Here is a 14331-nt window from a genome sequence, read left to right on the forward strand (position 1 = left end):
CCTTTACTGGGCATAAAAATTTACCATTTCTTTTCTCAACAAACAAACTTCCGGGAAATTCACTTCCAACAGGATGTATAGGCTCTTCTAAGATAAATGTTGTGTATAATGATGTTATCACATATATTAATGGAAATTTGTCATCTTCAGATTTGTCTAATCTTTCCTTTTCAAAAGTCCTTTCAAGCATAGGGAATGATTCGTCAAACGATTTTTTATCAATTTTTTTATTCTGATATTCATTATTTTCCTTAACTTCTTTCATGCGCATTATAAAATATTTAATATATACTTTTAAGTATTTTTCACGATAGTTTGCATGAACGAACTCTCCATCTTTTCTCATGCGTACTGTAGCAAGCATCAAATCCTGAACTGATATGCTTCTTGCATATTTTTTAAGTATTTCCATTAGTTCAGTTGTGCTAACTTCTTCGTTTAAAGATAGATTTTTAAGTTCAACAATTATATCTTCAGAGTTCATATATAAATTATGGGTCAATAAAATAAAAATACTTTAATATTTATATAAGTATAAACAATAATTGGTTGATAGTTATGGATGAAAAATTTGTGGAAATTTCAAAAGAAGATATTGAAAATGTTGAAAATGCATTGAAAGTCAATTCAGATTATAAAGTTAAGAATACTAAATTCAATGTTAAGTCATTTCAAAAAGGAAAAGAAATTGTTTTAATTCAGTATGTTGCGAATGTGGAAAATGAATTAGTTTTCCAGACTAAAGAAGAAAATGGAAAATATTTTATTTCTGAATCCTTTTCATTATTTTTGGATAATATCATAAACGGTAATGTATCTAGGGATGTTTTCCAGTCTGTAAATAAATATTTCCATGACGTTATTTCTGATGAAAATAATGATTTTGCTGATGAAAAGGAAGAATTAATTAATTTTTTAATGTTGACTGAAGAATATGACATAAATCAGCTTGAAATAGATTTGGACCCGTCCAGAATTCGCAATGATTATAAAAGAGACTATGATAAAATCTATGGTGATGAATCCTTGAACAGAATTGAAAAAAGCTTGGCCTTAAAGGAATTGTTCCACATGTCAATTTGTCAGGTTGTAAATGATATTGATTTATTTTTCACAAGACCTACTGATCTGACACCTGAAGAAATTGCTGAAAAGGATAAGCAGGAAGCAAAAGCTCTTGAAAATGAATTGCAGTTATCTTAGTAGGTTATTTGCATAATATTTTTTTGAACATAACTATTAAGTAATAGATTTGACATAATGATGATTATATGATTACCATTACTAAAAATGAAGAGGTTGTTTTAAATCAAATTAATATTTTTGCCATAGAATATCCTGAAGGCGTTCCTATTAATGTTTTAAGAAAGGATTTAGGTTTTCATGAATATGATTTAGTTCAAATTTTACGAGAACTTGAAGATAAAGAATTGGTTATCTTTAAGGACAATAAGGTTTCTTTGTCAGAATATGAAAAGGAAATAAACACTGTAAACTCTAAAAAAGATGTTGAAGAATTAGAACTGAATATTAAGGAAAAAGAGTCATATAAGTTGATTCAGGATTTGGTTGATGACAAAAATCTCATTTCCAAATACACTTTGGAAGGACATCTTTTGTATGGTGACTTGAAATTGTCTAATTTTAGAATGTATCACATTATTTTATCTTTGCAGAATAAAGGTCTTTTAAAATCCATTATTAAGGATGATGGTGAGTATTATTTGCTGGTAAAGTAATATTTTTTTTATATATCATATTAAGTAAGTAATATTTTTTTTCATATTAATCATAATATTTATATATTTTAAAATGTATATAATATAGGTATATAATTAATATTTTGATGTGTTTTTTTATGATGAGAATAAGTATGTCTTTACCTAAGAAATTACTCGCAGATTTTGATGAAGTGTTAAAGGAAAGAGGATATCAATCACGTTCTAAAGGAATTCGTGATGCACTTCAAGATTATATTGTCAGATATCAATGGATGAACTCCATGGAAGGTCAAAGAATAGGTATCATAACTGTCATCTATGACCATCATTATACTGGAGTAATGGAAAATCTTGCAGAAATTCAACACAGTTTCAGAAATGAAATCAACACCAGTATGCATATTCACATGACTGATAAATATTGTATGGAGATTATTGTCGTTAATGGGGATATTGCCGAAATTCGTGATTTAACTGAAAGGATTATGAGACTTAAAGGTGTTGAACACGTAAAACTTACCAGCACTGCAAATGGCGAAGAATTTAGTGATCCTGAACACTCTCATGGACACAGTCATCATCACTAAATCTCATTATTTTTTTTTTATGAAGTTCAAAACTACTCCTTATCATCATGATTTATTAAAGGATAAGGAAAGACTGTCCTGTTTTTTTGAAGCTATTAAAGATTATGATTCAAAAACCGGTTTAGCTTATGATTTAGGATGCGGTAGTGGTATTTTATCCTATTTTTTGAGTTTTTATTTTGATGAAATTATTTCGCTGGAAGTTGATTTTAAAACTGCCAATTGTGCAAAAGAGAATCTGTCTAATTTTTCAAATGTTGATGTAATCAATTCAGATGTTCTGAAATATGATTTTTCAAAAAAAGCTGACCTAATAGTCTGTGAGATGATGGATACAGCTTTAATTGATGAAGAGCAGGTTCCAGTATTAAATTTTGCCAAGCAGTTTTTAAAGGATGATGGGCATATCATACCTATGGGTGTTATAAATACGGTAGAGTTGGTAACTCTTGAAAGGGATTATGTTCACTGGGATGAAGATGGTGTTAAATATGATGTGTTATCTGATGCTGTGGTTTACTCAAAAATTAACTTTTTAGATAATCTCAATCTAAATTTTGAAAAGGATATTACAATTCAGGCCAAAAAAGATGGTTTTCTCAATGGATTAAAGATAACTACATTCACAAAACTCAATGATAACATAATATGCGGACCCACCCCAATGTTAAATCCTCCATTGCTTGTTCCCTTGGACGAACGTTCAATAAAAAGAAATTCTTTTATAAATGTTAAACTAAAATATAGTATGGGAAAAGGGATTGAAAGTATTAAAACAGAATATATTTAAGGTGATAAATTGTCTTTTGAATCTCAACTAAGTGATTTTCTCTCAGATTGTGAGAAATTAATTGTTTTGGGCGTGGGTAATGAGCTCAAATGTGATGACGGTGTAGGTCCGTTCATTATAAAAAAATTAAAAGAAGAAGATATTGAAAATAAAAATCTATTGTTTATTAATGCTGAAACTGTCCCTGAAAATTTTACAGGTAAACTGCGAAAGGAAAATCCAACTCACATTATCATTGTAGATGCATGTTTGATGGATGGACAACCTGGTGATATGAAAATTGTTAATAAATACGATTTTGCAAATATAGGTATTTCAACTCATTCAATGTCATTATCATTTTTTGTAAGGTATCTTGAAAGGGATAATGACTTTAGAATAATTTTTGTTGGTATTGAACCCGAATCATTGGATTATTCGGAAAATTTATCTCAGGATGTTGAAAATGCCGCTTGTGAATTTATAGATATACTAAAAGGAATTATATTATGAAATTGTTATTTATTGGTTCAAGATTATATGATGATTTAGACTGGTATGTTAGAAGTAAAGGAATTGAAAGCGTTCTCACAGAATCCAATGAAAATGCAATAAATTTGGATTTGCCTGATCAGGTCTTTATCGTTCCTCGAGGAATGGATGGTCCTAAACAGGTTGCATTAATGCAGAATGTTGATGCTATCGTTCCGCTAATTGGAATTGATCCTCCATTGATTGACGTTGCATACATGAAGGAAGAAATTGAAAGTGAGCATGATATTCCAGTCATTGCTGCTGGAGTAAGGGCTGTTGAATTAACTTCCAATAAAATCAAAACAAAAGAATTCTACAATGAGATTAATGTTGCTACTCCTGATTATCAAATATTAAATAATCCTGATGAAATTGAAATCGAATTTCCGGTTGTTTTAAAGCAGGGTGAAGGACAGGGTGGAAAAGATATTAAAGTGGCCAAATCTATTGAAGATGTTACCGAGTATTTTGAGCATTTCAATCAGGCATTATGTGAAAAATTCATCGAGGGATCTGAAATATCCATTGAAGTTTTAGGTTTCGCTGGGGAATATGTTGCGTTGCCTCCAATTTATAAAGGAGAAACTACTTTGGAAGGAATACACCCTCTCAATAAAGTTAAAACAGGTCCTTGCATGGTTGAAGGTTTGGACAATAATCTAGTTCAGCATGTTGCATACAAAATAGCTAAAAATTTGGACTCAGATGGGATTTTTGAGATGGATTTCATGTTTTCAAAAGAGAATAATCAGTTGTATGCAATCGAAGTCAATACACGCCCAAATGGAACAAGATATTTGACTACTGCTACATGTGGTGTCAACTCTTTATGCGAACTTGTTAACATGGCGATTGGAGAATTTTCTCTTGCAAATATTTCGGATAAACTCGAATATCACTATTCGACTGAAATCCCAATTGGAAACTATGAGGGACCTTCTCCTAATGAACCTGTAAAATCTTTTGAAGAAAATGATTTTGTTGTGCATGGTCCTGAAGGTTATCAGAGGGTAACTGCCAGAGCAGATTCTAAAAAGGAACTTGATAATCTGGTTGGTAAATTAATTTAAATCCGTATTATAAGTTATAATTATATACTATTATCAATAGATATCTTATTAGTTTAAAAGATTTATTGTGTGGTAAAATGAATAATACGGATATGTTAATTCTTTTTTTAATAACATTATGTGCTTCAATATTCTTTACATGGTATGTTAAAAGAATATTACTTAAGGCAAGGATTGCTGATAATCCTATAGTTAGTGAACATAGACATAAGAGTGGTACACCTACAATGGGAGGTATTGCATTCTTATTTACAATTTCATTAATAATTGCATTATACTATCAAAACACTCCGATTTTATTGGTTTCATTCATCATGCTTGCAGGCGGTATTGTGGGTATGGTTGATGATTTAATAGGTCTAAAAGTCAAAGAAATTCAAAAAATTGTTGTAAATATCTCTAAGGAGGTTATTACTTTAGGTCGTTTGGATGTTGAACCTGGAGAAGAGGTACGTGTAGCAACTCCAAAAGCAAAATCCGAAGTTGATGATTTGCTTAAAGCAGGCAAAGTTGAAGTAATTGGAGAAGTTCCAATTAAAACAGAACCTGAAGAATTAGAAAAAATTATTTGTCAAATTGTATTGGGTTTGTTCCTGGCTTTAACCGGAGCTGTAACTACATTAGGCGGATTTCAATTGGGTTTACTGTCTATTCCTATTGTAATAATTGGTATTTTAGGTTGTATTAATTCTGTTAATTTAATTGATGGTATGGATGGCCTTGCTGCCGGAATTGTAGGAATAGCATCAATTGCATGTTGTGTTTACTGTTATCTATTCGGTCAAATCAATTCGATTCCGGTATTTTTAATATTGTCAGGATTATGTTTAGGATTTTTAGTTTTCAACAAATATCCTGCATCAATATTTATGGGAGACACAGGATCATTTGTATTGGGAACAGGATATGCCGCAGCAGTGATGGTATGTGATGTTCCATATTTCGGAGTTTTTGCTTTGGGTGTTCCAATTATTTCAGTTGTTGTCAGTTTATTGCATAGAGCACATATTATTAAATTACCGGTAGAACCGCTACATCATACACTAAATCATTATGGAATGTCTGAAACAAAAATTGTATTAAGTTATTGGGGAGTTACAGCATTGTTCTGTATAATAGGTATTCTTGCTAAGATGTACCTATTCTAATTTTTTATTTTTTAGGTGATTATATGGATATTCAAGATTTGGCTAAATCTATCAATGGGAAACTTATTGGAAATGATGAATTTTTTTCGATTGATGGATTTTCAGGAAAATTTACATATTTAGGTGATGCTCATACTGGAGATATAGTTATAAGAGATTCAATAGATGAAATTGGAGTTCAAATGGCGTTTACTAAAAATATTGCATGTTTAATCACTCCAAATCCTAAAGGCAAGGCTATTGAAACAGCAAACAGATTAAATTTTCCATTAATTATTACTGACGATATTGAATTGGCTAAAAAATACGTTTTAGCTAATGAAAAAGTTAATTTTACAGAGGATATTAATCATTTAGTTAAAACTGTTGAAGGCAGACTTGTTGGAAATGATGAATTTTTTTCTATTGACGGTTTTACAGGGAAATTCACTTTTTTAAATGATGCCCATACCGGAGATATAGTTATACGTCACTGGATTGATGGGACAGGAATACAAATGGCTTTTGAAAAAAATATCGCATGCTTAATTACTCAAACTCCAAAAGATTGTGCGGTCGAAATGGCTGAAAAACTAAATTTCCCATTAATAATAACTGATAAAATTGAGTTGGCTAATGCATATGCGTTATCATATACTGTGAAGAAGTTTTCACCTGGTTCAACTAATATTGTAATTACTGGAACAAACGGAAAATCCACCACTTCACATTTGATTTACCATATTCTTAAAACAGCTGGTTTTAAAGTGTTAACAAACACCGATAGTGAATCAGAATTCAATACATTAATTGATCCAATGGTTTCCAAATTAATTGCTGATGAGGTAACAGATAATGGTTCATTGGATTATCTGGTTATTGAGGTGTCTGAGGTGCAGGGTTGGCTTGGAAAATTAATGAAGAATCATGCCGCATTGATGAGTCAGGCCATTAATCCTGATGTTGCAGTAATAACAAATATTGCAATGGATCATATTGGACTTGTGAATTCCATTGAGGATGTATATAATGAACTGACTTCAGTTCCTAAAGCTATTGGTAATGGAGTTTGTGTACTTAACTATGATGATGAACTGGTAATGGAATTAGATGCTAAAAATCCATTTTATTTTTCAATGTCTGCAGTTGATAAGGAAAATGCTGTTTATTATGATGATAGTAAAATCATTTATAATAATGACACTCTTTTAACAAAAGATGAACTGCCGTTCAAGGGAAAACATTTTATACAGAATATTTTATCTGCCATAGGTTCATGTATTTCACTTGGCATTGATATGGAGGATATTGTTGAAGGGGTGAAATCTTATAAGGCTCTAAATAGGCGTTTTGCTAAATTAAATGATAAACCTCTGATTTATGATGATTTTGCACATAATCCTGATGGAATTAAAGCAACTATTTCAGAAACTATTAAATTGCTTGCGCCAAATCAAACATTGTTTGTTGTCTGTTCCATTAGGGGTTCAAGGGGTGTAGAAATAAATCAGTTGAATGTTGAAGCTATTGTAGAATCTATGGACGATAATATTGAATTAATTTTATCTTCAAGCAACGATGTGGTCAATGATTTGAATTATGTTGAAAATGAAGAAAGGGAAATATTCTTCAACACTTTAAATCAAAATAATATTGATTTCATTCATTATGACAATCTAAAAGAATGTCTGAGTGATACTTATAAAAAAGCTGATGAAAATGATATTATTTTATTAATTGGTGCTCAGGGAATGGATCCTGCTGAATCACTTTTAAAAGATATAATATAAATTTAAATATAATATTAAATTAATATAATAAATGAATAATTTTATTCTATTGATAGAATTTTCGATTTGAAAGAGGATATAAACATGTTTATAAAGATTAGAAGAGACACATTAATAATTTTATTATTAGCGTTTATTTTAATTCTTTGTGGTCGTTTAATCACTTATGTTGCATTTGCATCTTCTAATGAAGTAAATGATGGTATTCCAATTTCAGGAGTTATTATCAAAGGAAATGATATTGTTCCTGTTGATACTATCCGATCAAATGTTATGCAATCTGGTTTAAGAGATGGTAGTGTAATCTATGGCGATATTTTAAAAACTTCAATTAGAGAAGTTTCGCTGCAAGATGCTATTCAAACGGCACAAGAATTTGCAACACGGTCAACAGTGCCCGGTACATCGGTAGAACCTATTACTGCTGCTGATGTTCAGGTAGATAAAAACACTGGTGTAGTTACAGTAACTGTAATTGAAGACTTTTCTTCTGTTGATATGGGTAATAAAACAAAAACCACTACAACTGAAGGTGAGAACGGTGGATAAACTAAAAGTATCAATTGCATTTCTGATAATATTCTTAATGACAATGAGTAGCGTTGCCGCTACATGTAACATCATCGTTATAACAGACCCTACTGGTAAAGACCCAAACGGAGCGGCGGCTGGAAGTATGTCTTTTGCGGAAAACATGTTCCAGTCTACATTTCTAATGTCTAAAAATAATCATTTTGCTGTACTTTCAGGGGGTACTGGTAGTTCTGATACTAGGTTGGATTCTGTAATTGAAGCTGTTGCCAATTTAAATAATAATGTTTCTGCAGCATCTGCAGCATCCATTGCATCTCAATTTAATGGGGCTCGTCTTGTTGCTGGCGGACCTAGTATCGGTGCCGCAATTGGAGGTTCTTTTGATGCATATGTCATCACTGTTGATGATGCAAGCAATGATATTAAAGTAACTCCTTACAGCAGTGGTGTTGCAACTTTGCAGCCAGGTCAAAAGGGAGCTATTATTCACTTGAGGAATACAAACGGAAACCCATTGTATGGTACTGCAGATACAGTACGTAAGGAAACTGCGATGAATATTGGAAAAATGATTAGGGACGGTTATCCTGCTACTACTATTTTGTCTGAAGCTATGGGTCAGGTAGCTAATCAATCCGGTGAAAAATACGGGGGTGGTGGAGTAAATTTAGTTTCTGGAATTTCTACTGAAGATATGTTTACTCCTCAAGAAATGAATCAAACTGGTTATCCGATGGATGAGGAATATTCCAAAGCTTGTCAGGATTGTGAATGGGCATTAGGGTTCCCTGCTGCCGAAGCTTATTCCAGATGTCCGGTTTGTGGTGGTGAATTAAAAACAATTTATGCATATCAGGCTTTAGGTGATGCATTGACGGTTAGCTCAAATGCTGTCAGTGTTTCTGTTTATGGAAGTGATAAACCTGGTTTGGCAGCAACCACTTCTGAGATTGTTGAAGCTTCTGTTGCTAAAAATGGGTATGATGCATCTGCAATAGCCGGTTCTATTAATAAAGCTATTAACAATGGTCTTTTAATGGGTGTTGACCATGTAGAACCTAAAGATTTAAATGTAAAACAAGGCTCAAAAGCAGTTGGTGTTTATTATAATGCACTTCCAGGTGATAGGTCATCTCCAGCATGGGATTTACCTATTGATGGAAATATCTTGAATATTTTAGGAAGCATTCAAACTGTTGTAGGTATTATTCTGATTTTACTTGTTGTATTCAGAAGTAGATTGTTAAAATCTTTCCAAAATAGGTGATTATTCACCTAATTTTTTTATAAGTGATTTTATGGCATTAATTTTAGTTAGAGGGGAAAATAATTCTAAATTACTTAATGCAATTGCTGATATGGAAAGGCATGGTAATTTAAATTTAATGTCTAAGCCAAAAGTGATTGATGCATCATTTGCAGATTCATTAGTTGAGAATATTTTAAACTCTAAACTCCGAACAAAATCTAATGTAGCTACCGCTTTTTTTGTTAAAGAAGATGCTACATTAAGTATTATGCAAATAAAAAAGATTCATCCTCCAGCACATGTTGTTGTAGTAAGTGATGAATATGAAGGTTATGATGAATTAAACTCTTTATTAAATACAGCTCCGGCATTTCAGGGATATCATTCCCATAGGGCTAAAAATGAGGGTATGATTGATTATAAAATTAAAGGTAAAGGAAGGCATATTAAAAATGAGAAATTAAATAGCTATATTAAATAATAGCTATTTTCTTTTAATTTTCATTATATTTCCTAATGTTCGCTCACCGGATGAGCTATTGACAAATTGGTTCAAATCAACATTATCTACTTTTTCTAATAATTTAATATTTAATGCTTTTTCCAATTTTTTTGTGAGTTTCACATCAGGTGTCATTTTTCCGGTTTCAATTCTTGAGATGACTGAAACTCTTTCGTTAATCTTTTTACCTAAATCTTCTCTTGACCAATCTTTTGATTCTCTTGCTTTTCTGACAGCCATTTCAAAGTCTTCTATCAGTTCTTCTGAAGGTTCATCTCGTCTAGAATAATTTCTATTTCTAGTTGTAGCGGGTCTTTTTGTTTTTTCTTGTTTTCTAAATTTTGGTTTAGGAGGCGCTTTTTGGATTTTTCCAAGTTTTGAGCACTCTTTACACACGACCATAACTGATCCTTCAATTTTTGCTCTAATTGGATTATGTTCTGGTACTTCTTTACCACAAATTTCGCATTCCATTTTAATCAGTTTTCCTTATTTATTTAATAATTATTTTATAATCAATACCTTATATAATAATTGTTAGTATCATTACAAATGAATACATTTAAATATTTAAAGTTACTAATTGTTATTAAAGTAAAATGAAAAATGAATTTATAACTAACTGGAGATGATTCACATGGATAATTTTGATGATTTGGAAAATTCTTCAAAAGAGCAATTAATAGAAAAAGTTGAATCTCTACAAGATGAAGTTAATAATTTAAGAGAAGAAAAATCCAAAGCTAAAAGCAACTTAATGTGGAAAGTTAGGAAATTAGAAAAGGATAAAGTCCTAATTGAAAATGAAAAAATCAGATTAGAAAGAGAAACTAAATCTTTACGTTCAGAAGTGGACAGGTTTAGGTCCCCTCCACTTGTATTGGCAACAATTACTGAAGTATTAGATGATCATAGAATGACTGTTAAAAGTAGTACTGGACCTAGTTTTCTTGTAAATTACTCAAAATTTTTAGATGAAAAATTATTGGTTCCAGGTTCACGGGTCGCTTTAAATCAACAGACTTTTGGTATTGTTGAGGTATTGCCATCCGAAAAAGATGCAAATGTTTCTGGAATGGAAATTGAAACAAAACCTGATATTACTTATGATAAGATTGGTGGTCTGGAAGAACAAATTGTTGAAGTTAAAGAAACTGTTGAACTACCATTGACTGAACCGGAATTATTTGAAAAAGTAGGTATTGAACCACCTAAAGGAATATTGTTATATGGTCCTCCGGGAACTGGTAAAACCTTGCTTGCAAAAGCAGTGGCAAATGAAACCAATGCTACATTTATTAAGGTTGTAGCTTCCGAATTTGTTAAAAAATATATAGGTGAAGGTGCAAGACTCGTTCGTGAAGTATTTGAATTGGCTAAAGAAAAAGCTCCTGCTATTATATTCATCGATGAACTTGATGCTGTTGCTGCTAAAAGACTTAAAAGCTCCACCAGTGGGGACAGAGAAGTTCAACGTACTTTAATGCAATTGCTTGCTGAACTTGATGGATTTGAATCAAGAGGTGATATCGGAATTATCGGTGCTACTAATAGGCCGGATATATTGGATCCTGCATTATTACGTCCTGGTCGTTTCGATAGATTTATAGAAGTTCCTCTTCCTAATGTTGATGGAAGAAAAGAAATCTTAAAAATCCATACTAAAAACATGTCTTTAGATGAAGAAGCGAACATTGACATTCTTGCCGATTTAACTGATGATTTGTCAGGTGCTGATTTAAAAGCAGTATGTACTGAAGCAGGTATGTTTGCAATTCGTGAAAAACGTGATAAGATTACTGTAGCTGATTTTATGGATGCTATTGATAAAGTCATGAGTAAATCTAAAGAAGATGAATTGTTCAAAACTGAAGCCGGAGTAATGTTCGGTTAATATTTTTAAATGTATACATAAGCCAATGATGAACCCTATGAGCTCTGATATGTGATGAATGATGGGCGAGCTGAGGCTTATTTTTTCAATCTTTTTTTTGTAAAACTTTATTTAAAAGAAATTCTAATATATTATAATTATGTTATTTGATAAAAATGATGATGTGAGAAATGAAAGAATTCTTTATCAAACAAAGCCTAACATGCTTTTTGGTTGTAAAAAAGCAATTTATGCTGTTGTTTTATTAGCAATTGTATTCATAATTTCTCCGATTGTTATTCAATTTATTGGAGAAATGCAAGTTTATTTGATATCTCATATTAACCTTGCTTTAACCAGATACACGGCTATAGCTTTTTTCATTGTCATTCTTTTTATTATAATTTATATTATTTGGCAACTAATCGGATGGTATTCCAAAGAATATATTTTAACTCAGTCTAGAGTTATTATTAAATCTGGTGTACTGTCCACTAAGAAAAATTACATGCCCTATGCATCTATTCAGGATATTAATACTACTCAAAGTATATTCGGAAAAATATTTAATGTAGGATCTATTTCTTTATTTAGTGCATATGATAATAATCAGATGGTGTTATCTGCTTTGTCTCGACCTTCAGAAATTGAAGATATTATCTTTTCCAATATGGTTAACCGGTCTTATAATGATTCTAGAGATTACCTTTATAAGGACTTTTCTCGTGAAAGAAATTTTGACACCAATGACAATTATCTAGAAAGAAATGAGTATTATGATGACTTTGAGCCGATTACTCCAATTGGTCGTGAAAAAGATAATTATCAAAGAAGGGAGTATGAATATTATCCTGACAATTTAAATTATGAAGAAAATTATCATAAGAATTATGAATACGAACCATATGACAATAAGTTTTATGGTGTTGAGAGTAGGAGTTTTGATTCTAGGTATGATGAGCCTTCTCGTTCATATGATGATAAGTTTTATGGTGTTGAGAGTAGGAGTTTTGATTCTAGGTATGATGAGCCTTCTCGTTCATATGATGATAAGTTTTATGGTGTTGAGAGTAGGAGTTTTGATTCTAGGTATGATGAGCCTTCAAAACCTTATGCCAATAAAAACTATTATGATGAAGTAAGAGATGATTATTCTTATAATGATAATGGGGTCTATTCAGATTATGACTCTGAACTTCATTATGACGATGCTAACAGTAATGTTCAAGATAAACAAACTGAAGAGGATAACTCTAGCGAAAAAGTAATCAGAAGACATTTTGACAAATTCAAAAGATAAAATTTTTTTTATTTTAAATCTTCTTTTATAATTTATTTGGTGATTTATAATGGAATTACTATGTATTCAATCTCAGGAACATCCTGAATTACCTAAGGCTGAATTGAAAGCAGTCATGGAATGTGAAAATATTGACGCGAATCTTAGTGTTGTAACTGAAGGTTTGGTTATTCTAAAGGATATCTCAAAAAATAACTGTGATAACTATTATGAAATACTTACAAAAAGATTGGGATACACCCATGAGGTTCATGAGGTGATTACCACATCTTCTGTAGATACATTAACTGACGATATACTTTGTGTTGATTGGTCAGAGTATATTGATGAGACTTTTGCCGTAAGAGTTAAAAGATTTCATTCGGATATTGATACTGTTGGTACTGAAAGAAAAGTGGGTTCATTAATTTTGGAAAAGTGTAATGATATAAAAGTGAATCTTAAAAAACCTAAATCATTGGTAAGGATTGTTGCATTCGGAGATAAACTATATGTTGCTATTGAAAAAATAAAGTTAAATAAAAAGCATTTTGAAAATAGTAAACCTCATAAAAGACCATTTTTCTATCCGGGGTCAATGAGTCCTAAATTAGCCCGTTGTATGGTTAATTTATCAAGAGTCAATGCAGGTGATTTGGTTCTTGATCCGTTTTGCGGAACTGGTGGAATACTGATTGAAGCGGGATTAATCGGATGTAAGGTTGTTGGTTCTGATATTTATTGGAAAATGAAGAATGGGACTGCAATTAATTTGGAGCATTTTGGAATTACAGATTATCGAACATTTAATCTTGATGTACGTGAACTTAAAATGTATGAAAAAGTAAATGCTGTAGTTACTGATCCTCCTTATGGGATTTCTACCACAACTGGTGATATTGATGGTGATGATGTTTTCAAAGAATTCTTTAAGGCAATATATGATAATATGAAAGATGATGCTTACCTCTGTATGGCGAGTCCTCATTATGTAGATTTAAAACCTATGGCTGATGAAGTTGGATTTGATATTGTTGAACAATATGGAATTAAAATGCATAGGAGTTTAACAAGAATTATTTCAGTTATTTGCAAAAAAACTGAATAGAATATAAAGTTAATAGGTACATTTATATATGAGAACATAATTTTGATGTTACTGGCCCTAGAAATATAACAGTTATTATTTTTTTTATTATTTCCTCGAATTATTTTTTTTATTTCATTTTTTTTATCAATTTTAAAATATTTTTTTAAATATCTTTTTAAAAATAATTTTTTAATAAATAGGTTTAT

Annotated in this window: 16 protein-coding genes; 14 read left to right on the forward strand and 2 right to left on the reverse strand. The window is 31.2% G+C overall.

Annotation, left to right across the window (positions count from 1 at the left end):
- The coding region (locus tag Q0P94_RS09420) for a DUF2115 family protein (protein WP_295115975.1) at nucleotides 1-484 on the reverse strand (484 nt) is incomplete at its 3' end.
- Between the two features lie 74 nt (nucleotides 485-558).
- On the opposite strand from Q0P94_RS09420, the gene Q0P94_RS09425 reads away from it, so the two are divergent.
- From Q0P94_RS09425 to Q0P94_RS09475, 11 genes are all read left to right on the forward strand, one after another.
- Nucleotides 559-1203: a hypothetical protein gene (locus Q0P94_RS09425; protein ID WP_295115977.1), complete on the forward strand. Its 645-nt coding sequence runs from the start codon at nucleotides 559-561 to the stop codon at nucleotides 1201-1203.
- 68 nt (nucleotides 1204-1271) lie between these two features.
- A complete protein-coding gene (locus tag Q0P94_RS09430) occupies nucleotides 1272-1739 on the forward strand; it encodes a hypothetical protein (protein ID WP_295115979.1) in 468 nt (155 codons plus the stop codon).
- Nucleotides 1740-1858: 119 nt separating this feature from the next.
- Nucleotides 1859-2308 (forward strand): nickel-responsive transcriptional regulator NikR, encoded by a 450-nt coding sequence (gene nikR, locus Q0P94_RS09435; protein WP_295115981.1) that lies wholly within the window; start codon nucleotides 1859-1861, stop codon nucleotides 2306-2308.
- 19 nt (nucleotides 2309-2327) lie between these two features.
- On the forward strand, nucleotides 2328-3098 hold the full coding sequence (locus tag Q0P94_RS09440; protein WP_295115983.1) for a methyltransferase domain-containing protein: 771 nt from the start codon (nucleotides 2328-2330) through the stop codon (nucleotides 3096-3098).
- Between the two features lie 66 nt (nucleotides 3099-3164).
- Complete coding sequence (gene hycI / locus Q0P94_RS09445) at nucleotides 3165-3590, forward strand: hydrogenase maturation peptidase HycI (protein ID WP_367270237.1); 426 nt, start codon at nucleotides 3165-3167, stop codon at nucleotides 3588-3590.
- Entirely contained in the window at nucleotides 3587-4681 is a 1095-nt protein-coding gene (locus Q0P94_RS09450; RefSeq protein ID WP_295115986.1) for an acetyl-CoA carboxylase biotin carboxylase subunit family protein, read from the forward strand. The genes hycI and Q0P94_RS09450 overlap by 4 nt, the downstream gene beginning before the upstream one ends.
- A gap of 65 nt (nucleotides 4682-4746) precedes the next feature.
- On the forward strand, nucleotides 4747-5829 hold the full coding sequence (locus Q0P94_RS09455) for a glycosyltransferase family 4 protein (protein WP_295115988.1): 1083 nt from the start codon (nucleotides 4747-4749) through the stop codon (nucleotides 5827-5829).
- A gap of 23 nt (nucleotides 5830-5852) precedes the next feature.
- Nucleotides 5853-7598: a Mur ligase family protein gene (locus Q0P94_RS09460; protein WP_295115990.1), complete on the forward strand. Its 1746-nt coding sequence runs from the start codon at nucleotides 5853-5855 to the stop codon at nucleotides 7596-7598.
- 84 nt (nucleotides 7599-7682) lie between these two features.
- Nucleotides 7683-8147, forward strand: a complete 465-nt coding sequence (locus Q0P94_RS09465; RefSeq protein ID WP_295115992.1) for a hypothetical protein — start codon at nucleotides 7683-7685, stop codon at nucleotides 8145-8147.
- A gap of 37 nt (nucleotides 8148-8184) precedes the next feature.
- On the forward strand, nucleotides 8185-9399 hold the full coding sequence (locus Q0P94_RS09470; protein WP_295116002.1) for a hypothetical protein: 1215 nt from the start codon (nucleotides 8185-8187) through the stop codon (nucleotides 9397-9399).
- Between the two features lie 31 nt (nucleotides 9400-9430).
- Complete coding sequence (locus Q0P94_RS09475) at nucleotides 9431-9862, forward strand: DUF356 domain-containing protein (RefSeq protein WP_295115994.1); 432 nt, start codon at nucleotides 9431-9433, stop codon at nucleotides 9860-9862.
- 3 nt (nucleotides 9863-9865) lie between these two features.
- Here the strand turns inward: Q0P94_RS09475 and Q0P94_RS09480 are convergent, their stop codons facing one another.
- Nucleotides 9866-10357, reverse strand: a complete 492-nt coding sequence (locus Q0P94_RS09480) for a multiprotein bridging factor aMBF1 (RefSeq protein WP_295115996.1) — start codon at nucleotides 10355-10357, stop codon at nucleotides 9866-9868.
- 181 nt (nucleotides 10358-10538) lie between these two features.
- Here Q0P94_RS09480 and Q0P94_RS09485 point away from each other — a divergent pair, with 181 nt between their 5' ends.
- The 3 genes from Q0P94_RS09485 (at nucleotide 10539) to Q0P94_RS09495 (ending at nucleotide 14143) form a co-directional block, all read left to right on the forward strand.
- Nucleotides 10539-11777 (forward strand): proteasome-activating nucleotidase, encoded by a 1239-nt coding sequence (locus tag Q0P94_RS09485; RefSeq protein ID WP_295116004.1) that lies wholly within the window; start codon nucleotides 10539-10541, stop codon nucleotides 11775-11777.
- A gap of 139 nt (nucleotides 11778-11916) precedes the next feature.
- The gene (locus tag Q0P94_RS09490; RefSeq protein ID WP_295115998.1) at nucleotides 11917-13056 is read left to right on the forward strand and encodes a PH domain-containing protein; all 1140 of its coding nucleotides are present in this window, start codon (nucleotides 11917-11919) and stop codon (nucleotides 13054-13056) included.
- A 49-nt stretch (nucleotides 13057-13105) separates the two neighbouring features.
- Nucleotides 13106-14143, forward strand: coding sequence for a TIGR01177 family methyltransferase (locus Q0P94_RS09495; RefSeq protein ID WP_295116000.1), 1038 nt, complete (start codon nucleotides 13106-13108; stop codon nucleotides 14141-14143).
- Nucleotides 14144-14331: the final 188 nt, after the last annotated feature.

The sequence above is a fragment of the uncultured Methanobrevibacter sp. genome (genome assembly GCF_946184425.1).
GTDB lineage: Archaea > Methanobacteriota > Methanobacteria > Methanobacteriales > Methanobacteriaceae > Methanocatella.